Source organism: Desulfovibrio sp., assembly GCF_018379785.1.
In the GTDB taxonomy this organism is placed as follows: Bacteria; Desulfobacterota; Desulfovibrionia; order Desulfovibrionales; family Desulfovibrionaceae; genus Desulfovibrio.
Genome location: NZ_JAGZUV010000012.1, coordinates 23,659 through 44,682 on the forward strand (window position 1 = coordinate 23,659; position 21,024 = coordinate 44,682).

A 21,024-nucleotide genomic window follows, 5' to 3' on the forward strand; every position below is an offset into this window, starting at 1 on the left:
ATGGCAGAAAAAAAGATGGGCGGCACGGCTTGTACAGCAAAAAGGGGGGACGGACATGCCGTCACGTTTGCGGAAGGCCTCGCCGGCGGTTGTCTTTGTCGTGCTCATGGGCATTGTCAGTCTGTTCGCGGACATGACCCACGAAGGAGCACGCAGCATTTACGGGGCATATCTTCCCCTGCTCGGCGCTTCGGCCACCGCACTCGGCTTTGCCACCGGCTTCGGCGAATGCATCGGCTATGCGCTCAGGCTCGCGACCGGAATCATCGCCGACAAGACAAAACACTATTGGGGGATGACCATGCTGGGGTACGGCGTCAACATGGTCGCCATTCCCTTTCTGGCGCTCGTGCCGGAAAACGGCTGGTTCTGGGCCTGTCTGCTGATCATTCTGGAACGCACCGGCAAAGCCGTACGCCAGCCCGCTAAAAATACGCTTCTCTCCTTTGCGGCCACCCGGGTAGGCGTGGGCAAGGCTTTTGCCGTGCAGGAATTTCTCGATCAAATAGGCGCGTTTCTGGGACCGGTATTCCTGTTCGGCATTCTCTGGTTCAAAAGCGACGCCGAACCCCGGACGGCCTACGCGCTCTGCTTCACCGCCCTGGGCATCCCGGCGCTTTTGACCATGGCCTGGCTCTTCCTGGCGCGCCGGCGTTTCCCGGACCCGGGACATTTTGAAGAGGCGGGCGCACGGCAAAATAGCGGCGCGAACCGGAGCGGGTTTCTTCTCTACATATTCGGGATCATGTTTTTCGCTTTGGGATTTGTGGATTTTCCTCTGATCACGCTGCATGTTTCCCGCCAGAACGTCATCCAGGGCGACGCACTGCCCCTGCTCTACGCGCTGGCCATGCTGGCGGACGCCTTCGCCGCGCTGCTCTTCGGCTGGCTCTATGACCGCTTCCGCTTCAAAACCCTGATTTTTTCCGGCCTCATGGCGGCATTTTTCCCCATATTCGTGTTTTGCTCCGCCTCTCTCGGGAGCATCCTTGTCGGCGTCGCGCTGTGGGGGATCGGTATGGGCGCGCAGGAATCCATCCTCAAGGCCGCCGTGGTGACGCTTACATCCAAGGAAAAACGCTCCACCAACTTCGGCATTTTCGAATCCTGTTTCGGTCTGAGCTGGTTTCTGGGCAGTTGGCTGATGGGCTGGCTATACGATATGCAACCAACGTATCTGGCGGCGTTTTCCGTGGCGGCGCAGCTCTGCGCGCTTCCCCTGTATCTGGGCGTCAGCATGAAAAACAGGCCGTGACGGCGGACTTTCCGCGCGTGCCCGCAACAGGCGGACCGCACGGTTTACTTTTTCACCTCAACGGATATATTCAAGGCAACGGGGATGGGGTCCCCCATAAAACCGCATTCGTTGATGACTCCTGCCAGCGCTTCGGCGGCGGCGGGAGAATATTGTGCAAGGAGCCGCGCCAGGCAAGGGCGCGGCTCCTTTTTTGTTATGCACGATCACCATGAAGGAGGACATCATGACGTTTCAGATTGCCACAGTGACAGCTATGGAGATTCTTGATTCGCGAGGCAATCCCACTGTCGAGGTGGAACTTGTATCCGATGCGGGCCTGCGCGCGCGGGCCGCCGTCCCCTCCGGCGCGAGCACGGGCACGCGGGAGGCCGTGGAACGGCGCGACGGCGACAAACAACGGTTCAGGGGCAAAGGGGTGTCGGGCGCCGTGGCGGCGGTGTGCGGCGAAATATGCTCCGCCGTGCGGGGCATGGATTGCCGGGATCAACGCGGCATTGACAACACTCTCGTCACTCTGGACGGCACGGCGAACAAATCGCGCCTGGGGGCCAACGCCCTGCTCGGCGTTTCCCTGGCGGTCTGCCGCCTGGCGGCCCTGTCGGCCGGCCTCCCGCTCTACGCCTATCTGGGCGGCACCGGAGCCAGCCTCATGCCCGTGCCCTGCATGAACATCCTGAACGGCGGGGTGCATGCCCGCTGGCAAGGGGCGGATTTTCAAGAGTACATGATTGCTCCTCTGGGCGCGCCTTCCCTGCGCGACGCCGTGCGCTGGGGCAGCGAAGTCTATCAGGCCCTGCGGAACGTGTTGCTGGATCGCGGCCTTTCCGCCGGAGTGGGAGACGAAGGGGGTTTCGCCCCCTCGGTTTCCTCCAACCGGCAGCCGCTGGAACTGATCCTCCGGGCTGTGGAAAAAGCCGGTTACCGGCCGGGCGAAGATATCGCCGTCTGCATGGACCCGGCGGCCACAGCCTTTCACAGGGACGGGCTCTATCATCTCAGGACGGAGAAACGCGCTCTCAGCGCTGAAGAAATGACGGAATACTATGCCGCCATTCTGCGGGATTTTCCCGTGGTTCTGCTGGAAGACGGTCTGGCCGAGGACGACTGGGACGGCTGGGCCATGCTCTGCAACACGCTGGGGCGTCATGTGGAACTGGTGGGCGATGATATTTTCGTCACCAACGTCCGCTATATCGAGCGAGGCATTAAAGAGCATACCGCCAATGCGGCGCTGATCAAACTCAACCAGATCGGCACGCTCAGCGAAACCATCGACGCCGTGCGGCTCTGCCGGCGCAACGGCTGGGGCGCTTTTGTCTCACACCGAAGCGGGGAAACCGTGGACAGCTTCATTGCCGACATGACCGTGGCCCTGGAAACGGGGCATTTGAAAACCGGCGCTCCCTGCCGGGGCGAACGGGTGGAAAAATACAATCAGCTCATGCGGATTGAACGCGCCTTGGGGGCAAGCGCCGTTTACGCCGGGAAAAACGCTTTTGCCGCAACCCGTTAGACGCACGGGCAGACCATTCTTTTTCGAGGGGAGCTGTCACAGATGATCAAATCCATACTGGCCGTGTGCGTCGGGGCATCCGGGGGAGCCACACTTCGCTGGTTGCTCGGTCTCGCGCTCAATTCCGTATTTCCGGTGATACCCTTGGGAACGTTGGCGGCCAATCTGCTCGGAAGCTACTGCATGGGAGCGGCGCTGGGCATTTTTTACACATTTCCCCTGGCCCCGGAATGGCGCTTGCTCTGCATCACCGGCTTTTTAGGCGCGTTGACCACCTTTTCCACGTTTTCGGCGGAAGTCGCGACGCTGTTGCAGACCCAGCGTTTCGGCTGGGCCTGCGGCGCAATCACCTTGCATGTGGGCGGTTCGCTGCTGATGGTTTTTCTGGGCATGGGTTCCTTCGCCCTGGTCAGGCGTCTCTTTTAGAAGGCTCAATATCTGAATCCGTCATAAGCGCGTCCGGGATTTCCCCAAGAGTCTGCAGGAGCAGGCCGGCTTTCCAAAGATAAACGGCTCTGCAAGGAGACAAGACCATGCACGGCTATCAATTGGTTTTCTTCACGCAACTGAAGCGCACACACGGATTGCTCAGCATCGCGGAGTGGCTGACGAAAGAGGCGAAACAACTGGGCGTGAGCGGCGTGACCGTCAGCGTGGCCCAGGGCGGCTACGGACGCGACGGGAAATACCAGTCCGCGCGTTTCTTTGAAACAGGAGAGCAGCCCATTGAAGTGACCATGGCGCTCGGCGCGGACAAAACGGACGAGCTTTTTGCCCGGATCAGCAAAGAAGGGCTGAAGGTTTTCTATATGAAAACCCCCATTGAATACGGCATTACCGGAGAGGAATGAAACCAGTGGATAAGCCCGTTTTTCTGCTTCTGGAGTTTCCTACGGACGAAGCGGCGGATGCTGACCCCGCATTGGCGGCGGCACGGAACATGCCCGGCTTTGATCGACGCTTTCTGCCCGAAAGACGGGCGACATTGCGCCTGCCGCTGGAAAAAGCGGCAGCCTGGCGCGACAGCCTGTTCGAACTTTGGGAAATGGTTCGTTTGCGGCCCGGGGCCGCGTTGCGTGTCAACAACGCGGACGTGGACGATAACGGCCTGAAAGATGTGTTGCACGTCCATGATTGCTCGCGCGGCCATACGGATGCAAAACATTGTTCGCCGTTGCACGGCTGGGACTGGGGCTGTCTGTTTCTCGCCCATATGCTCCCCGAAGCCCGCGAAACGGATGGGGACGCGTTGCGGGCACGGCTGGAAAAGGAAGCCGCGCGGCTTCATCTCACGCTTTGCCCGCATTTCTCGGCCGATGTCCTGGCGGCAAAGGCGGCGGAAATCTACCGCAATACCGGCCGGAACCCCGCATCCCCGAAGCCCGCGCCCGACATTCGGAGCACGTCCGGGGCCGGCGAGAAACAGGCGGAAAAAACACGCGTGCGGCCCGCACGCTATGCCGATATCGGCGGACTCGACAATGCGGTGCGGGCATTACGCGAAGAGGTGGAGCTCCCTTTGCGGCACCCTGAAATACTGCGCCATCTCGGCATCATGCCGTCCAGGGGCTGCCTGCTGCATGGCCCGCCCGGCTGCGGCAAAACGCTTTTGGCCAGAGCCCTGGCCACGGAAAGCAGCGCTGCCTTCATCCCGATCAACGGGCCTGAACTGGTGACCAAATGGCATGGCGAATCCGAGGAAAAACTCAGAGACGTTTTCGCGCGGGCACGGAAGGCGCAACCGGCAATTATTTTTTTCGATGAGATTGACGCCATTGCGCAATCCCGTTCTTCCGCCGAAAGTCTGCGCCTTGACGCCAAGTTTACCGCGCAGTTGCTGACGCTGATGGACGGCGTTCAGGCTGGGGGGAGAGTTTTTATCCTGGGCGCGACCAACCGCCTGGATCTGTTGGACTCCGCCTTGCTGCGCCCGGGCCGTTTTGACAAAATCATCCCCATTGGCAGACCCGATGCCGGAGGACGCGCGAAAATCCTTGCCATCCATGCGCGTGGTCTGCCTCTGGCGAATTCAGTGGATTTTTCCGCCATGGCCGCGCGTCTGGCCGGATATACGGGCGCTGAACTGGCTTTCCTCGTGCGGGAAGCCGCCTATGCCGCATTGCGCAGGATGATGCCTCTGGACATGCTGCTCCGCTCCAGCGAAAGAATCCCGGACGAAAGCCTGCGAAGCATCCGTGTTACCCGAGAGGATTTCACAAATGCCCTGCACGTGCTTCGCAACCGTCCGCCGCAAGAAAGGAAAGCAGCGGAAGCGCGTCAAACGCCATACCGGACGCGTCCGGCATAAAGCCCTTGTCATGGGTCGGCCTTGCTGGCATCATTCTCGCACAGCACATCCGTTTTTTCACCCAACCACGCTAAGAAGGACATCATGAGCGAGGAAGTTCTGGACTGGAAGGAAGCCATTGCCCGCGTGCTCAACAAACGCGACCTGTACGTCAAGCTGTTGCAGAAATTCATTGAGACGGAGCGGGACAGCCCGGCCAAGGTGGAACAGGCCCTGAAAAACGGCGATACGGAAACCGCCCGCCATCTGGTGCACAGCACCAAGGGCGCGGCCGCCAATCTGGGAGCCAAGGCCCTGGCCGCCGCCGCTCTGGAACTGGAGATGGCCATCAAGGCCGGTGCGGACACAGGTCCGGCCATGAACCATTTTGACTCCGCCGTAACGGATACGCTGGTGACCATGTCGGCCTTTATGAGCCAGTAGCGCGCTGTTGCGCGCACAACGATTTTCGGCATTATCCGCAAAGAGCCCCGGCCTTGACCCGCCGGGGCTCTTTTATAACCATATGCCATGTAACTGCTGCTCTCGCAGCCTCGCGCTACGAAGCCGTAAGTTCAATTCATTTGCGCCGGTTATGCGTCTGCCCTGCCGCCGCGATCCAGCACGCGCAGGGCCACGGCCTCGGCAAGATGTTCGGCGCTGATGCGCCCGGCTCCGGCCAGATCCGCAATGGTCCGGGCCAGACGCAGCACGCGGGTGTAGGCCCGCGCGGAAAGGCCCAGACGGCGCATGGCCGCCTCCATCAGGCTGTGCCCGGCCGCATCCAGGGCGCACTGCCGTTCCAGCAGCCCGCCGGAGAGTTCCGCGTTGCAGCGCGGCGCGAGCCCGGCGAAACGCTCTTCCTGCACGGCGCGCGCGGCCAGCACGCGGGCCCGCATTTCGGCCGAGGAGACGCCGCCTTCCGTGGCGCGCAAATCCGCATAGGGCACGGCAGGCACTTCCACATGCAGATCAATGCGGTCCAGCAGCGGACCTGAGAGTTTGTTGCGATAGCGGGCCAGTTGCTCCGGGCGGCAGGTGCAGGCATGCGCGGGATCGCCGTGATAGCCGCAGGGGCAGGGATTCATGGCCGCCACCAGCATGCAGGCCGCCGGATAGGTGATGCTCTGGGCCGCGCGGGCCACGGTCACCACGCCGTCTTCCAGGGGCTGTCGCAGCGCCTCCAGGGCGGGCTTGTTGTATTCCGGCAACTCGTCCAGAAAAAGCACTCCGCGATGGGCCAGGCTGACCTCGCCGGGCCGGGACTGCCTGCCGCCGCCCACCAGGGCCACGTCCGAAACCGTATGATGCGGCGAGCGGAAAGGACGCGCGGCCACCAGGCCCGCGTCCGGCTGCAGATGGCCCGCCACGCTGTAGATTTTGGTGACTTCCAGGGCCTCTTCAAAGGAAAGAGGCGGCAGGATGGTGGGCAGGCGTTGGGCCAGCATGGTTTTGCCGCTGCCCGGCGGCCCGATCAGCAGCAGATTGTGCCCTCCGGCGGCGGCCACTTCCAGAGCGCGCTTGGCGGCTTGCTGGCCTTTGACCTCCGCGAAGTCCGGCATGGGGATGGACGGTTGCGCGGGAGGCGCGCCCGGTTGCCGGGCTTCCAGGGTTTCGGCTCCGGCCAGGAAGGCCGCGCACTGGGCCAGATCGCGCGGTGCGTAGACCTGAAGGCCGCGCACCACGGCGGCTTCCGCCGCATTGTCCGGCGGAGCAACCAGACCGGCGGACTCATGCCGCCGGGCCAGAATAGCCAGAGGCAACACGCCGCGCACGGGCTTGAGGGCCCCGGTCAGCGAAAGTTCGCCGATAAAAAACAGGCCCCGCACCCTGTCCACGGGAATCAGACCGGCGGCGGCCAGCAGGCCCACGGCCAGAGGCAGATCATAGCCGGTTCCGGCCTTGCGCCGCCCGGCCGGGGCAAGATTGACCGTGATCCGCGCCGGGGGCAGCCGGAAATTGCAGGCCCGGAGCGCGGCAAAGACGCGGTCCCTGGCCTCGCGCACCTCGGTTTCAGCCAGACCCACCAGACTGAAACCGGGCAAGCCCTGGCGGACGTAATCCACCTCCACTTCCACCGGAAAGGCGTCCACCCCTTCAAGGCCGCCGCTGTACAGGCGAATCACCATGGCAACGACCGCAACGATAAACCACGCTTTTTCCGCAGCACGCGGGCAGCGGCAACTTTGAAAATGCCAATGTTCAAAGCTAATCCGCCCTAGTGGATCTGCTGCCCGATGCGTCCCCAGCGGATATCGTCCAGGCCGCCCCAGGACCAGTAGATGCGCCAGGCCTTGGCCCGGATGGCGCTGCGGTCCACAAAGCCCCAGAAGCGGGAGTCCAGGGAATTGTCACGGTTGTCGCCCATGACGAAGTATTTGTTGGGCGGCACGGTGACCGGCCCGTAATTGTCCCGCACGGGTTCGATGCCGTCGGGGTCCGCAAAGCGGATGTAGGATTCCTTTACAGGCTGGCCGTTGCGGTAGAGCTGTTTGTTGCGCACCTCGATGACGTCGCCGGGCACGCCGATGATCCGCTTGATGTAGTCCACGCTGGGATCATTGGGGTACTTGAAGATGATGATGTCGCCCCTGGCCGGATCGTCGCCCTTGTAGACATAGGTGTCGGTAAAGGGGATTTTGATCCCGTAGGCGAATTTGCTGGCCAGCAGATGGTCGCCCACCAGCAGGGTCTGAAGCATGGATTCCGAGGGGATCTTGAAGGCCTGCACCACAAAGGTGCGGATCACCAGGGCCAGGACCAGAGCTACCAGCAAGGCTTCACCGTATTCACGCCAGAGCGGTTTCTTGGGGCGCGCTTTTTGTTGCAGCAGAGTGGGTTTCATAGCGATTCCTTGTTCAGGGCGGATTCCGGGATGCGCCTCCCGGCGGACGCGAAGTCGCAGTATGCCGCGATGTTCTTCCGATGGCAAGCCGCCGTCGCGGGCAAGCGGGTCTTGTTCCGGCCTCAACGGCGCGGACGCCGTCGGACCAGCAGCCGCCGGAGCAATATCCCCGCCACCAGGATTCCGACGGCCCAGCCTCCCGTACCGGGGCGGTACGCAGCGGCCTAAAACAGTTTCAGGTGCTCCATGAGCCCGAACTTCTCCACATAGCCGACCGCGAAGAGCACGAGGATCAGACCGGGCAGTATCCAGGTCAGATAGCCGCGCAGCCGGCGCGGAAATTTGACGCCCACGCCCAGATCCACTTCGGTCAGGAAGTTCTCCCAGCCCCAGCCCCGCCGCCGGCAGCAGAACAACAGAAAAAGCAGACCGCCCAAGGGCAGGATGTTATTGCTGATCAGAAAATCCTCAAAGTCCAGAATGCTGCTGCCCGCGCCCAGAGGCTGCACGGAGCTCAGCAGGTTGAAGCCCAGGGCGCAGGGCAGGGACAACAGCCACATGGCCCCGGCATGCAGCACCGTGGCCCGGCGACGCGGCATGCCCCAGACGTCGGCGCTGTAGGAAATGATGTTTTCAAACACCGCGATGACCGTGGATAGGGAGGCGAAAGCCAGAAAGATGAAAAAGAGGGTGCCCCAGAGGCGGCCGCCGCCCATGGAATTGAAGATATTGGGCAGGGTCACGAAAACCAGCCCCGGCCCGGCGCCGGGCTCCACGCCGAAGGCGAAACAGGCCGGGAAAATGATCAGCCCGGCCATGATGCCCACAAAGGTGTCCAGGCCCATGATCCAGAGCGCCTCGCCGGTGAGGGAGCGGTCCTTGGGCTGATAGCTGCCGAAGATGGTCATGGCCCCGATGCCCACGGAAAGGGCGAAAAAGGCCTGGTTCATAGCCGCGTTGCAGACATTGAGCAGCCCCACCTCGCTGAACTTGCCCCAGTCCGGCACAAGGTAGAAGCGCACGCCCGCGCCCGCGCCGGGCAGCAGCAGCGCGCGGACCACCAGCAGCACCAGAATCAGCAGCAGGCCCACCATCATCAGCTTGACCACGCGTTCCACGCCCTTCTGCACGCCCAGGGCGCAGACGCCGAAACCCAGGGCCACACTCAGGCTCATGCCGATGATCTGCACATCCACCCGCCCCAGAGCGGCGTTGAAAAAGCCGCCCACGCCCTCGGGCGTGAGCCCGGACAGCGCGCCAGAGGCCATGAACCAGCAGTAGGAAAGCATCCAGCCGGTCACCGTGGTGTAGAACATCATCAGCATATAGCTGCCCACCAGGGCCACCCAGCCGAAACGGTGCCAGTACGTGCCCGCAGGTTCCAGCACCCGCAGGGCCAGACCCATGTTCCGGCGCGAGGCGCGGCCCACGGCGAATTCCATGATCATGATGGGCAGAATGGCGAAGAGAAAGAAAATGTAAATGCCCACGAAAATGGCGCCGCCGTAAGCGCCGGTGATATACGGAAAACGCCAGACGTTGCCGAGGCCGATGGCGCAGCCCGCCGACAGCAGAAGAAAGCCCAGACGACTGCCCAGCATTTCGCGTTTGACCTGTCCCCTTTCCACCATCCTGCCCCCTTTGCGGAAATTGTCCGAAGACCCGCACAGGCTACGAGAAATTTCGCTCTCTGCCAAGAAAGAATGCTTTTTCGCCCGGCTGTCGCCTCACGGCAGGGCTTTGTAGAGCGTTTCCCCAGAGGCTGCCGTCATGATGCGGATTTTCGTGCCATATCAAGGAGAACGAGCCTGTTAGCGCCGCTGTCTTCGCGGCAGCCGTTGGCCGGAGGCCTTGCCTTGGCCGTAGGCGACAAAGGAGCCGTACGGATAAGGACAGCAACGATACGGATGGCGACAGCGATTGCACGGAACAGACTGTGCCGTTACCCATGCTGTCTTCAAGCGTAGTCTCCTGCGCCACAACGTTTGAAGCATCCGTAAGGCTCGTTCCTCGCATAACGGCCAAAGCATGCGGGGAGTGCACGCTTGCCCCGGCCGTTGCAGCAACGCTATGGTACTCGACCGGAATAAAAGGCGATGTTCGACGCGGAGATAACCGAAAAGGCGCTCGTGGCGACAGCCTCTAATGCAGGCGCAGGGCGAAGTTAATCCCGAAACACAGCGCAATCAGGCACATGATCACATTGACGTCCTTGAAGCGGCCCGACAGCAGCTTGATGCCCACCCAGCTCACAAAGCCGAAACCAAAGCCCGTGGCGATGTTGAAGGTCAGGGGCATGCTCACGATGGTCAGAAAGGCGGGCAGGGCCACGGTGAAGTCCGCGAAGCGGATGCGCCCCACCTCCTGCATCATCAGCGCGCCTACGATGATCAGCACGGGCGCGGTGGCGAAAGACGGCACCAGGGCCACCAGGGGCGCGAAAAACAGCGAGAGAAAGAACAGCCCGGCAATGACCACGGCGGTCAGGCCGGTGCGGCCGCCCTCGGCCACGCCCGTGGCGCTTTCCAGATAGCTGGTGGCCGTGGTGGCTCCCAGCAGGGCGCTGGACATGGTCGCCAGGGAGTCGGTGATCAGGGCCTTGTCCAGGTTTTCAATATGCCCGTCCTCGCGCATGAAACCGGCCTTGTGCGCCAGGCCGATGAGCACGCCCATATTGTCGAACAGATCCACCATGGTCAGGGTGAAAATAATGGAAAACAGGCCGTGGTGCAGCGCGCCCTTGAGGTCCATCTGCAAGAAGGTCTCCGTGGGCAGGGGCAGTTTGCCGGAAAAAATCGCCCCGTTCGGCACGGGCGAAACCCCCAGCAGCATGCCCGCCAGGGTGATGGCCAGAATGCCGATGATCATGGCGCCGGGAATGCGCAGGGCCATCAGCGCGCCGATCAGAAAGACCCCGGCTACGGCCAGCAGGGTCTGGGGCTGGCCCAGATTGCCCAGGGTCACGAAAGTGGAGGGGTCCGCCGCCACAATGCCGCAGCTTTTCATGCCGATAAAGGCGATGAACGCGCCGATGCCCACCACAATAGCGTATTTCAGGTCCATGGGCACGGCGTTGATGATCATCTGGCGCACGCGGGTCGCCGTGAGCAGCAGAAACACCAGGCCGGAAATGAACACCGCTCCCAGGCCCGTCTGCCAGGTATAGCCCGCGGGACCACAGATGTAGTAGGCGAAAAAGGCCGTGATGCCCAGGCCCGGCGCCACGCCCACCGGGAATTTCGCCCACAGGCCCATGAGCAGGGTCGCCAGGATGCTCACCCAGATGGTGGCGGCCACGGCGGAGTCCTTGGGCATGCCCGCGTCGGCCAGCATGGACGGCACCACAAAGATGAGATAGCACATGGCCATGAAACTGGTCAGCCCGGCCAGACACTCCTTCCTGACGGAGCTGCCTCTGGCGGCGGGATTAAAATATGTTTCCAGCAGTCGCACCCTGTCCTCCTCCCGGCTTCCGCCGGAACGCCGTCCGCGCACGCGGGACGGCCGCTGTTGCACTTGAAATTCCCGTTCTCCTGTCCGGAAAAACCGCATTGGAACAGATTACCTTTGAAGCAGTACACGTTTCAAAGGCAACATGCTCTATTTCAAAAACGCGCTGACCCCCGTAAAGATCACCTGGGCCGCAATGGCCGCCAGCAGCAGGCCCGTGAGCTTGGACAGCACGGCAATGCCTGTGCGGCGCAGCACCCGTGCCACGCCGTCGGCCAGGCAGAGCAGCAGAAACATGCCCGCGGCCGCCAGCAGCAGGGAAAACACGCCCACCAGCATTTCGTGCAGATCCTCGGCGGACGCGCCCATGACCATGACCGCGCCGATGGAGGCCGGTCCCATGCCCAGGGGAATGGCCAGAGGCACCACGCTGATGTCGCCCTCGCGCTTGGCATGGACCTGCGAGCCGTCGTCGTTCATCAGGGCCACGGCGGTCAGCATGAGCAGCACGCCCGAACCGATGCGGAAGGCGTCCAGGGTAAAGCCGAACAGCTCGAACAGATTGGAGCCGAACAGATAGAGCACCACGCCGATGATGAAAATCGCCGTGGAGGTTTTGAAGGCCACGGTGACTTTCCGTTTTTTGTCGTATTCCTTGGTGCCGCTGATAAAAGCGCTGAGCACGGCGGGCGGCGTCATCAGCGCATACAGCTTGATGCTCGTCCCGACCACTTCGCTGACAATGCCTTCCATACCCCTCTCCCTTGCGGCTCCGGTCCACTATAACGCAGCACTTAAAACATCTTTTTACGTGGTAAGATCGCTACGCCGAAAAACATGGCTATCCATGCTGTCGATGCCCGTAATTCGCTTCGCTCAAACGGGCACGGCACTACTTCAAAAAAGCGGTGATGCCCGTAAAGATCACCTGGGCCGCAATGGCCGACAGCAGCAGGGCCGTGAGTTTGGACATCACGGCAATGCCCGTTTCGCCCAGGACTTTTTCCACCTTGTCGGCCATGCACAACAACAGAAACATGCCGAACGAGGCCAGCAGCAGGCAGAAAACCCCGGACAGCACGTCGTTCAGGCCCTCGGTGGTGGCGCCCACAACCATGACCGCGCCGATGGCCGAAGGCCCCATGCCCAGAGGAATGGCCAGGGGCACCACGCTGATGTCGCCTTCCTGCCTGGTGCGCGGCTGGGTGCAGTCGTCGTTCATCAGCGAAATGGCGGTCAAAAAGAGCAGCAGGCCCACGCCGATGCGAAAGGCGTCCAAGGTGAAACCGAACAGCCTGAACAGATGCGAACCGAACAAAAAGAGAAACGTGCCGATGATGAAAATAGCCACGGATGTTTTACAGGCCGTCAGGGCCTTCCGCTCTCTGTCGAGGCTTCCGGTGCCGCTGATAAAGGCGCTGAGCACGGCGGGCGGCGTCATCAGCGCATACAGTTTGATGCTCATGCTGATTATTTTGCCGACGGTAATGTCATCCATACGTTCTCCAGATGCGGCAACGCGTTGCCGGGGCAAGGGATTTGCCTGCGCATGCTCATGCGTGAGCTGCTCCGGGAGCTGCTTCTGAATAAGGATTTTCGTTCTCTGCCAAGGGAGGCGAGTCCTGGGCGGAGGGAGTATATTCAAACCCGGCCTTCGCACACCGGCAAAGGGCGAAAATTCTTAGGCTCACCTGCTGCAAAACCGCCTTTTTCCGTGCGGCTGCGTTGCAAAAAAGAAATCGACCTCGCGGCATGTCCAATACGGCTTCGCCCAATTTTTCCTTTGCGCCTTGCTGCCCGAAAAAACTCAGCTTTTCGCGAACGGCGTTTTAATGAGGGCTGAGCCTAGGCAATGTTCAGGGCAGGCGCATCTTCCGCCGGGCCGGAATTTTCTCCGGTCCGGGCGTCCCGTGCTTCGCCCTCGGCGTGGATACCGTATTTTTTCGCTTTCCGCACCACCGAAGACTGGCTGATGCCCAGGCGGCGGGCGGCCTTGTAGGTGCTGCCCGCTTCGGCCAGAGCCTCGGCCAGCATGCTTTTTTCCAGAGCCTCCACGGCCCGGGTCAGGGATTGTTCCGTCCGGGACACTTTACGCGGCGCGCTGGCCGATTCCCGCATGTAGGACGGCAGGTCGGCCGGGGCGATGATTTCCGTCTCGGCCAGCGTGACCAGGGACTGGATCACGGATTGCAGCTCGCGCACGTTGCCCGGCCAGTTATAGGCCAGGAAAAGCTGCTCCGTGCGCGGGTCCAGGCGCTTGTCCGTGCCGGTGCCCTCACTGATCTTGCGCAGAAAATGCCAGGCCAGCAGCAGAATGTCGTCCTTGCGTTCGCGCAGGGGCGGCATGTCCACGTTCAGCACGCGCAAACGGTAGAAGAGATCTTCGCGGAACCGGCCGTCGGCCACCATTTTGTCCAGGGGCTTGTTGGTGGCCGCGATCACCCTGGTGTCCACGGCGATGGCGCGGGTGCCGCCCACCCGGTAGAAGGGCTGGCCGTCCAGCACATGCAGCAGCTTGGCCTGCATGGGCAGGGAAAGCTCGCCGATTTCGTCCAGCAATAGCGTGCCGCCGCTGGCCAGCTCCAGCATGCCCGGCTTGCCGCCCTTGGAGGCCCCGGTAAACGCGCCGCCCTCGTAGCCGAACAGTTCCGATTCCATGAGCGCCGCGGGCATGGCCCCGCAGTTGACCACCACAAAGGGCTTTTCCGCCCTGTGGCTCATGTCGTGGATGATCTTGGCGGCCAGGGACTTGCCGGTGCCGGTCTCGCCCAGGATCAGGGTCACGGCGTCGGAATGCGCGGCCTTGACAATGTCCTGGCGCACGCGGTGCAGCAGCAGGCTCTGGCCCATGAGGCCGCTGTTGGCCTCGCTCTCCAGGCCCTGGGCGCGGAGCTTGTAGGCCATGGCCTCCACTTCCAGGTTGGAGAGCTTTTTCTGAAGGCTCTCCAGCTCCGTGATGTCGCGGATGACGGCGATCACGCGCCAGACCTTGCCGTTTTCGTCAAACACCGGCGTACTGGTGTTCAGACAGCGTTTGCCGTTGGCGTAATCGTCAAAAAGGGTCACGGTATGCCGGGCCTTCAGGGCCCGCAGGGTCACACAGGTTTTGAAGCGCCCCTCCTGCAGGGGCTTGGTCACGTGCCGGCCCACCACCTCTTCGGCCTTGATCCCGGCAATGCGCTCCATGGCCCGGTTGACGCGCCGGGTGACGCCGTCGGCGTCAATGACCCAGATGCCGTCGTGAATGAATTCCAGCATGCTGTCCAGTTCGCGCCAGGACAGCCGGGCGGCCTGATCCAGCTCGCCCATGGGAATTTCATACACGGTGAAACAGCGTACCGGGCCGTGGCTTTTGCTCACGTCCCCCCACCAGTAGAACAGATAGCTGGCGCCGCACGGATGGCGGAAAATCATCCGGCCCTGCTCGCCGGGCGCGCCCTCCGAGCCCCCGGCCTCGTGAAAGCCTTCCAGAACGCCCTGACTCAGCCAGCGGCTCAAGGCCGTGCTGGGCAGAATCTCGCCCCGGATGCCGAGCATGTCCCGCAACGCGTCGTTGGCGTGGAGCAAAAGCCAGTTGTCCGAGCCGCATACGCCGCCCGGCATGCGCGCCAGACGGTCTTCCAGCGCCGCGCCGTAGGCTGAGCTGTCGATCATGGGCATCTCCCGCGGATGGACGAAAAAATGCGGCTCCGCTTCCGGACGGAACCGGAGCCAACTAGGACCTGTTGACACTATAGAATTTTTGTTCGCCCGCAAGGAAGATAAGCCTGCTTTGAGGGAGTGTACTCTTTTGGTACTCGACCGAAAAAGCAGGTGAAATCTGACGTAGCGAGCGGGCAAAAAGGCATAGTGTCGACAGGCCCTAGGCCAAGTTATTATGGCATGCGCCTGCCCGGATGTCCATGACAGCCGGCAGAGACACACGGAATAGATACCTATCTTTTCACCCTTCGGGCATAGTTTTCACCCATAAAAACGAGTCATAAACCTAGCTCGTTGCCGCGCCCTTGTCCTCATCCTCTCCCTCCGGCGCATCCTCCTGCGCGGACTGATACTTGCTCAGCTTGGCGTGCAGCGTCTTGCGGGTGATGCCCAGGGCCTTGGCCGCCTCGGTCTTGTTGCCGCCGAAGCGTTTCAGGGTTTTCAAAATCACGGCCCGCTCAACGTCTTCCAGGGTCGGGCAATCCGTGGTCAGGGCGTCCGTCAGGGCATCGCCCCGGGCCGGGGCGAAGCGCTCCGGCAGCTCCCGCTCGCTGATATGCTCCCCCAACAGCAGGATGGACGCCCGTTCGATGACGTTTTCCAGTTCCCGCACATTGCCCGGCCAGGCATAGCGCACCAGGCGATCCATGGCTCCCGGCGTGAACCCCTTGATCTTCTTGTTGTTCTTGTCCGCGAAGCGGGCCATGAAATACTGGGCGAGCAGAGGAATATCGTCCGCGCGTTCGCGCAGGGGCGGCAGGGCCAGGGTGACCACGTTCAGCCTGTAGTACAGATCCTGGCGGAACGTTCCGGCAGCCACTTCCCTGGCCAGATCGCGGTTGGTCGCCGCGATGATGCGCACATCCACGGGCACGGCCTTGTTGCCGCCCACGCTGAGCACCTCGCGCTCCTGAATCACGCGCAACAGCTTGACCTGCATGGAGAGCGGCATTTCCCCGATTTCATCCAGAAAAATCGTGCCGCCGTCCGCCTTGAGAAAATGCCCCTCATGCTTTTTGTCCGCGCCGGTAAACGCGCCCTTTTCGTGCCCGAACAGTTCCGAGGCCAGCAGCGACTCGGTCAGAGCCGCGCAGTTCACCGCCACAAACGGCCCCCGCGCCCGGCGGCCGGCGGCATGGACGGCCTTGGCCACCAGTTCTTTGCCCGTGCCGGACTCGCCGGTGATCAGCACCGTGGCGTCCGTGGGCGCGATGGTGCGGACCATCTCCCAGAGCGCGCGCATGGATTCGCTGCGCCCCACCATGCCCGTCTGCGCCTCGGTGGCGGCAAGGCTGCGGGACAGGGTGGCGTTTTCGCGGATCAGGCCCACATGGGCGAAAACATTGCGCAACACGACCTTGAGCTTTTCAAAGTCCAGGGGTTTGGTCAGATAGTCGTACGCGCCGGACTTGATGGCTTCCACCGCCGCCGCGACGTCCGAGAAGGCGGTCATGATCAGCACCGGCACGGCGGGATTGTGGACCTTGATCTCCTTCAGGGCCTCCAGGCCGGATTTTTTGGGCATGCGCACGTCCATGAGCACCAGATCAAAGGGCTGCTCCCGGCACAGCGCCACAGCATGCTCGCCGTCCACGGCCTCTCGGACCGCGTAGCCCCATTCCTCAAGCAGGGTCCGCAATACTTCACGGTGCGTGGCGTCGTCGTCGGCCACCAGAATCGTCAACGTTTTTTTCATGCCTCACCTCCTTCCCGCATAGCCTGGGGCAGCAGAATGGTGAACGTCGAGCCCTTGCCGGGCTGGCTGAACACCTTGATCTCTCCCCCGTGCCGCTCCACGATCTGCTGGGTGAGCACGAGCCCCAGTCCGGTGCCCGAGGCCTTGGTCGTGAAGTACGGGGTGAAAAGCTGGGCCACGGTCTGGGCCGACATGCCGCAGCCCGTGTCGCTGATGCTGATGCTCCAGAAAACGCCGTCGCCGCCCGCGGCATGCTCCCGGCCGCTTTCCAGCGCGACCTCGATGCTGCCGCCGGGCTCCGTGGCCTGCACGGCGTTGACCAGCAGGTTGAGCAGGGCCTGGATCAGGCGGTCGGGGTCGAGCCGGGCCTCCCCCTGGGGCAAATCGCCGGGCCGGGGCAGGCGCAAATGCACGGCCACGCCCTTTTCCTCCGCGTCCGAGGAAATCACCCGCACGGCCTGTTCCAGAACGTTTTCAATGCGCACGGGCTGCAGGCGCAGATCAAGCGGCTTCGCCACGCTCAGCAGATCCGACATGACGCGGTTCAGGCGCTCGGTTTCCTGAATCAGAATATTTCCCGTGGCATAGGCCATTTTGTCGTTTTTCAGCTTTTCGGTCAGATAGGTGGCGTAGCCCTTGATGGAACTGAGCGGATTACGGATTTCATGAGCCACGCCCGCAGCCAGATTGCCCAGCGCGGAGAGCCGTTCGCTCTGCCGGAGCTGCTTCTGAAGCCTGCGGATCTCGCCCAGATCGCGCAAGATAAAGAGATAGCCCAGAAACGCGCCCTCGCTGCCGATGATTTTCGCGGCGCTGAGGCTGACCGGAAGCGGATTGGCCTTGGAGCGGAAAAGGTCCGCGTCGCGCTCCGGAATAACCTTGCCCGCGTCCAGCTCGTCCATCAGGGCCTGCCAGTCCAGTACCGGCGCGTCATGCACGGAAGGCGGCGTCTTTTCCTGCCCGGAAAGACCCAGCATGTCCCGCCCGTAGCTGTTGCTCAGGGAGATGACCCCGTGCGGGTCCGTCACCACCAGCCCGGCCGGAAGGCTGTTGATGACCTGGGAGGCCAAGGCCTGCGTATCCTCCAGCATCCTTTTGGAAAAGCGGTAATTCTGGATGTAGAACAGCAGCACGATGCCCACCAGGCCCGCCAGGGTGACAAGACCGGCTATGGCGCTGAGATGAAACACGTACTCGTGCAGATTGGCCGCGAAATGCGACGCGTCCAGCCCCACAAAAATGTATTTGTCCTCCAGCTCGCCGGACATCATCCCGGCATGATGTCCGCCCCGCATCATGCGGCCCATGCCCATATGGCCCGGCATGCCCGCGCCGCCGCGCGGACGGAACGGGGTAAAAATCTTGTAGGTTTCAAACACGCCCGGATCGTTCGGGTCAAAACGGCTTTGGGAGCTGTCGCCCACATGCAGCTTTTGCAGTTCCTCCGGGCTGTACAGAACCGTCCCCACCAGCTCCGGGCGGCTGTGGATCAGAATCCGCCCGTCCGCGGCCACCAGGGCGATGTACGCGACGCCCGGCTGTTTCGCCACTTCCTCCACCAGGCCCAGCATGGGATTTTGCCGCATATGCCCGAAGGAACGGGCGCTGCCCTCCAGAGCCCAGATCAGCACATCGGCCCGGCCCTGCATGCTTGCCAGCATTTGCCGCTCTTCCTGTTCCGCCCCTCGCGTGACCATGAACGCCGCGGCGCAGATGCCCGCCAGGGCAAGTCCCGCGAAAAGCCGCCAGAAAAAACGCCAGTGCCGCCGCTTTTCCAGATGAGAGAGTGGAGAGTAGTGATCCTGCATAAGATTCCTTTCGTGTAACCTTTTTACCCGCTGCGGGTAAAAAGGTTACGTCCTTCCCGCGCACGGAGCAACGCCCTTTTCAGGTTATTTTTTATTATTTTAATTATTTCAAATAATTATATATAATGGCACGCGCCTTGCTATATACAGGCCAGCTCGTCTGAAACGCAAAGGCGACATCATAACATACTGACACCCGTGCAGACCGCAATGGTTCCGCACACAACCCCTTCGGGAGGACACAATGAAAAAGGCTACCACTCTGCGCATGACGTCTCTGGCCCTCGCGGCGATGCTGGTTCTGGGCTTTGCCGGTCTCAGCCAGGCCCGCGGCTACAGCAACGGCGGACCGGGCTACGATGCCCCGCTGTCGCAGGAACAGGAGGCCAAGGCACAACAGATTTTCAGCAATCACTATGAAAAAATGGACGCCGTCCGGCAATCCCTGATCACTAAACGCGCCGAACTGGACGCCCAGATGAGCAGCGTATCGCCCGACAAGGGCAAGATTGAAAGCCTGTCCCGGGAAATCGGCGAACTTGAAGGCAAGATGCGCTCCGACCGCGCCGACCTCCGGGCGCAGCTCGACAAGGAAGGCCTGCCCATGGGTGGCTACGGCATGGGTCACGGTTACGGGATGGGGCATCGTGACGGCATGGGCAACGGCTACGGCCCCGGCATGCACCACGGCGGCTACGGTTCGGGCCACGGTTACGGGCACGGCGGCCGCGGCGGCTGCTGGAGATAAGACCCTGTACGCGGCGCGCCGCGACATCTCGGAAATGAAAAGGGCGGGGAATCCCCGCCCTTTTCATTTCCGGACCGCGCCCGCACAACAACAGGCAGACCCGGAATACGCACTGTTTCCAAGCACCCGCTGCCGGAAACTGTTGCCGTGAAACGGCGCAGACGCGGACAAGGGAAAAGAATGCTCTGAAAACAGCTCCCAGGGCGGATCAAGTCTGAAATGCTCTAACGGCTGCCCACGCCGACACCCACAACCGCCTCCCCTTTGGGACGCACCTCGACATTCCGGCCGGCGCAGGCAGCCAGGGCCAGAAACATCAGGCAAAGTCCCAAGGCGAACAGGCGGCGGGCAATCGTTTTCTTATGCACGCGGCTTCTCCTGGGAAATCCTGGCTCCGGCGGGCACGTCGCTGGTAATCCAGACATTGCCGCCGATAACCGCGCCGGCGCCGATGGTGACCCGGCCCAGGATAGTGGCCCCGGCATAGACCGTGACGTTGTCCTCCAGCACCGGATGCCGGGGAATGCCCTTGGTCAGCGTGCCGTCGGGATTTTTGGGAAAGGACAGGGCCCCCAGGGTCACGCCCTGGTACAGGCGGCAGTTGCGCCCCAGGATACAGGTTTCGCCGATGACCACGCCGGTGCCGTGGTCAATGAAGAAATCCTCGCCGATGGTCGCGCCCGGGTGAATGTCAATGCCCGTGCGCGAATGGGCCATTTCGGAAATGATGCGCGGGATCACCGGCACCTTGAGTGTATACAGCTCATGGGCGATGCGGTGGTGGAACATGGCGTGCATGGACGGATAGCAGAAAATGGTTTCGCCGGGACTGGTGGCCGCCGGGTCGCCCTCATAGGCGGCCTGGGCATCCCCGGCCAGCAGACGGCGGATTTCGGGCAAGCGATCCATGAATTCCAAGGCCGCCGCCGTGCCTTCGCTCTCGCAGGCCTCACAGGGCGTGACCGCATGCCGTCCCTCGCAGGAAAAACAGAAGCCGCGCAGAACCTGCTCGCTCAACTTATGGTAAATGGAGTCCAGATTGGCCGCAAGATGGTAGCGCATGGACTCGCGCCGGATTCTGGTCGAGCCGAAATAGCCCGGAAAGACGGCCGCGCGCAGACGCTCCATGATTTCCTTCAAGGCGTCCAGCGAAGGCATGGCCGCACCCTGGGCCGGGCGGTGCCAGACGGCGTCCAGGGACGAGGAGTGGCAGAGACGCTCCACCACCGAATCCAGTTCCGGCATGGTCACGGCCGTGTCGTCATGCAGAGTGCTCATGGGCGATATCCTGTTGTTTTTCCTATTATACACGCCCCGCCGCCTGCCCGCAACGGCTTTTGCCGGGCGAACGGGGCAAACACATCCGGTCGGGGTTTGAAAACAGCCGGTAAAAAAGCCGGGCACGCACCCTCAAGGCATGCGTATTCCGGCCGATAGATGTGTTGAAGACTATCAGCAGCGCCGCGCTTACGGCGCAAGGAGTGTGCAATGGAAGACGTGCAGATGGGCATGAGCGTGGCCGTCACCAAGGATGCCCTGAACTTTCAGGCCACCATGGCGTCGGCCGTGATCAACGGCAGCCTCGACAAGGGCCAGGAGATGCAGCAGAACATGGCCCGCATCGACGGCCTGGCCGCCGAGGGCATCGGCTCCAAGCTGAATCTCGAGGCCTGAACCGGCGCGACTGGCCCGGTTCGGCATGATCCGGCACGGCCCG

At 62.2% G+C, this 21,024-nt stretch carries 19 protein-coding genes and 1 riboswitch; of the genes, 8 read left to right on the plus strand and 11 right to left on the minus strand.

All coding sequences use genetic code 11. The features are described from left to right. Positions 1-55 precede the first annotated feature (55 nt). The 6 genes from KH208_RS04015 to KH208_RS04040 all read left to right on the plus strand — a co-directional run bounded on the left by KH208_RS04015 (position 56) and on the right by KH208_RS04040 (position 5,502). The gene (locus tag KH208_RS04015) at positions 56-1,255 is read left to right on the plus strand and encodes an MFS transporter (RefSeq protein WP_291434033.1); all 1,200 of its coding nucleotides are present in this window, start codon (positions 56-58) and stop codon (positions 1,253-1,255) included. Positions 1,256-1,326: 71 nt separating this feature from the next. After that, positions 1,327-1,386: riboswitch (Fluoride riboswitch) on the plus strand. A gap of 95 nt (positions 1,387-1,481) precedes the next feature. Further along, positions 1,482-2,771, plus strand: a complete 1,290-nt coding sequence (gene eno / locus KH208_RS04020; RefSeq protein ID WP_291434035.1) for a phosphopyruvate hydratase — start codon at positions 1,482-1,484, stop codon at positions 2,769-2,771. 42 nt (positions 2,772-2,813) lie between these two features. Beyond that, positions 2,814-3,197, plus strand: a complete 384-nt coding sequence (gene crcB / locus KH208_RS04025) for a fluoride efflux transporter CrcB (RefSeq protein ID WP_291434037.1) — start codon at positions 2,814-2,816, stop codon at positions 3,195-3,197. 107 nt (positions 3,198-3,304) lie between these two features. Then, positions 3,305-3,622, plus strand: coding sequence for a DUF190 domain-containing protein (locus tag KH208_RS04030; RefSeq protein ID WP_291434039.1), 318 nt, complete (start codon positions 3,305-3,307; stop codon positions 3,620-3,622). Then, positions 3,619-5,079: an AAA family ATPase gene (locus KH208_RS04035; protein ID WP_291434041.1), complete on the plus strand. Its 1,461-nt coding sequence runs from the start codon at positions 3,619-3,621 to the stop codon at positions 5,077-5,079. The genes KH208_RS04030 and KH208_RS04035 overlap by 4 nt, the downstream gene beginning before the upstream one ends. A gap of 84 nt (positions 5,080-5,163) precedes the next feature. Then, positions 5,164-5,502 (plus strand): Hpt domain-containing protein, encoded by a 339-nt coding sequence (locus KH208_RS04040; protein ID WP_291434043.1) that lies wholly within the window; start codon positions 5,164-5,166, stop codon positions 5,500-5,502. A 149-nt stretch (positions 5,503-5,651) separates the two neighbouring features. Here KH208_RS04040 and KH208_RS04045 read toward each other — a convergent pair whose 3' ends face one another. From KH208_RS04045 to KH208_RS04085, 9 genes are all read right to left on the minus strand, one after another. Beyond that, a complete protein-coding gene (locus KH208_RS04045; protein ID WP_291434045.1) occupies positions 5,652-7,187 on the minus strand; it encodes a YifB family Mg chelatase-like AAA ATPase in 1,536 nt (511 codons plus the stop codon). Positions 7,188-7,276: 89 nt separating this feature from the next. Further along, positions 7,277-7,903, minus strand: coding sequence for a signal peptidase I (lepB, locus tag KH208_RS04050; protein ID WP_291434047.1), 627 nt, complete (start codon positions 7,901-7,903; stop codon positions 7,277-7,279). A 224-nt stretch (positions 7,904-8,127) separates the two neighbouring features. Continuing rightward, on the minus strand, positions 8,128-9,534 hold the full coding sequence (locus tag KH208_RS04055; RefSeq protein WP_291434049.1) for a sodium-dependent transporter: 1,407 nt from the start codon (positions 9,532-9,534) through the stop codon (positions 8,128-8,130). Between the two features lie 511 nt (positions 9,535-10,045). Next, on the minus strand, positions 10,046-11,356 hold the full coding sequence (locus KH208_RS04060; RefSeq protein ID WP_291434052.1) for an NCS2 family permease: 1,311 nt from the start codon (positions 11,354-11,356) through the stop codon (positions 10,046-10,048). 147 nt (positions 11,357-11,503) lie between these two features. After that, positions 11,504-12,106 carry a MarC family protein gene (locus tag KH208_RS04065; protein ID WP_291434054.1) on the minus strand — a complete coding sequence of 201 codons (603 nt, stop codon included), beginning with the start codon at positions 12,104-12,106 and terminating at the stop codon, positions 11,504-11,506. A 139-nt stretch (positions 12,107-12,245) separates the two neighbouring features. After that, complete coding sequence (locus KH208_RS04070; RefSeq protein ID WP_291434056.1) at positions 12,246-12,851, minus strand: MarC family protein; 606 nt, start codon at positions 12,849-12,851, stop codon at positions 12,246-12,248. 347 nt (positions 12,852-13,198) lie between these two features. Then, positions 13,199-15,007 (minus strand): sigma 54-interacting transcriptional regulator, encoded by a 1,809-nt coding sequence (locus tag KH208_RS04075; RefSeq protein WP_291434058.1) that lies wholly within the window; start codon positions 15,005-15,007, stop codon positions 13,199-13,201. 334 nt (positions 15,008-15,341) lie between these two features. Further along, positions 15,342-16,751, minus strand: coding sequence for a sigma-54 dependent transcriptional regulator (locus tag KH208_RS04080; RefSeq protein WP_291434060.1), 1,410 nt, complete (start codon positions 16,749-16,751; stop codon positions 15,342-15,344). After that, positions 16,748-18,559 carry an ATP-binding protein gene (locus tag KH208_RS04085; RefSeq protein WP_291434062.1) on the minus strand — a complete coding sequence of 604 codons (1,812 nt, stop codon included), beginning with the start codon at positions 18,557-18,559 and terminating at the stop codon, positions 16,748-16,750. Before KH208_RS04085 ends, KH208_RS04080 begins: the two co-directional genes overlap by 4 nt. Before the next feature lie 244 nt (positions 18,560-18,803). On the opposite strand from KH208_RS04085, the gene KH208_RS04090 reads away from it, so the two are divergent. Further along, positions 18,804-19,307, plus strand: coding sequence for a periplasmic heavy metal sensor (locus KH208_RS04090; protein WP_291434064.1), 504 nt, complete (start codon positions 18,804-18,806; stop codon positions 19,305-19,307). A gap of 224 nt (positions 19,308-19,531) precedes the next feature. Here KH208_RS04090 and KH208_RS04095 read toward each other — a convergent pair whose 3' ends face one another. Together KH208_RS04095 and epsC are read right to left on the minus strand one after the other, a co-directional pair. Next, complete coding sequence (locus KH208_RS04095) at positions 19,532-19,675, minus strand: hypothetical protein (protein WP_291434066.1); 144 nt, start codon at positions 19,673-19,675, stop codon at positions 19,532-19,534. Then, positions 19,668-20,585 (minus strand): serine O-acetyltransferase EpsC, encoded by a 918-nt coding sequence (gene epsC / locus KH208_RS04100; protein WP_291434068.1) that lies wholly within the window; start codon positions 20,583-20,585, stop codon positions 19,668-19,670. Before epsC ends, KH208_RS04095 begins: the two co-directional genes overlap by 8 nt. A gap of 210 nt (positions 20,586-20,795) precedes the next feature. Here epsC and KH208_RS04105 point away from each other — a divergent pair, with 210 nt between their 5' ends. Next, entirely contained in the window at positions 20,796-20,981 is a 186-nt protein-coding gene (locus KH208_RS04105) for a hypothetical protein (RefSeq protein WP_291434069.1), read from the plus strand. Positions 20,982-21,024: the final 43 nt, after the last annotated feature.

Bases quoted from the DNA above. Each gene is read 5' to 3' on its own strand.
- KH208_RS04015 (WP_291434033.1), top strand. From the start codon at position 56: ATGCCGTCACGTTTGCGGAAGGCCTCGCCGGCGGTTGTCTTTGTCGTG.
- eno (WP_291434035.1), top strand. From the start codon at position 1,482: ATGACGTTTCAGATTGCCACAGTGACAGCTATGGAGATTCTTGATTCG.
- crcB (WP_291434037.1), top strand. From the start codon at position 2,814: ATGATCAAATCCATACTGGCCGTGTGCGTCGGGGCATCCGGGGGAGCC.
- KH208_RS04030 (WP_291434039.1), top strand. From the start codon at position 3,305: ATGCACGGCTATCAATTGGTTTTCTTCACGCAACTGAAGCGCACACAC.
- KH208_RS04035 (WP_291434041.1), top strand. From the start codon at position 3,619: ATGAAACCAGTGGATAAGCCCGTTTTTCTGCTTCTGGAGTTTCCTACG.
- KH208_RS04040 (WP_291434043.1), top strand. From the start codon at position 5,164: ATGAGCGAGGAAGTTCTGGACTGGAAGGAAGCCATTGCCCGCGTGCTC.
- KH208_RS04045 (WP_291434045.1), bottom strand. From the start codon at position 7,187: ATGGTGATTCGCCTGTACAGCGGCGGCCTTGAAGGGGTGGACGCCTTT.
- lepB (WP_291434047.1), bottom strand. From the start codon at position 7,903: ATGAAACCCACTCTGCTGCAACAAAAAGCGCGCCCCAAGAAACCGCTC.
- KH208_RS04055 (WP_291434049.1), bottom strand. From the start codon at position 9,534: ATGGTGGAAAGGGGACAGGTCAAACGCGAAATGCTGGGCAGTCGTCTG.
- KH208_RS04065 (WP_291434054.1), bottom strand. From the start codon at position 12,106: ATGGAAGGCATTGTCAGCGAAGTGGTCGGGACGAGCATCAAGCTGTAT.
- KH208_RS04070 (WP_291434056.1), bottom strand. From the start codon at position 12,851: ATGGATGACATTACCGTCGGCAAAATAATCAGCATGAGCATCAAACTG.
- KH208_RS04075 (WP_291434058.1), bottom strand. From the start codon at position 15,007: ATGATCGACAGCTCAGCCTACGGCGCGGCGCTGGAAGACCGTCTGGCG.
- KH208_RS04080 (WP_291434060.1), bottom strand. From the start codon at position 16,751: ATGAAAAAAACGTTGACGATTCTGGTGGCCGACGACGACGCCACGCAC.
- KH208_RS04085 (WP_291434062.1), bottom strand. From the start codon at position 18,559: ATGCAGGATCACTACTCTCCACTCTCTCATCTGGAAAAGCGGCGGCAC.
- KH208_RS04090 (WP_291434064.1), top strand. From the start codon at position 18,804: ATGAAAAAGGCTACCACTCTGCGCATGACGTCTCTGGCCCTCGCGGCG.
- epsC (WP_291434068.1), bottom strand. From the start codon at position 20,585: ATGAGCACTCTGCATGACGACACGGCCGTGACCATGCCGGAACTGGAT.
- KH208_RS04105 (WP_291434069.1), top strand. From the start codon at position 20,796: ATGGAAGACGTGCAGATGGGCATGAGCGTGGCCGTCACCAAGGATGCC.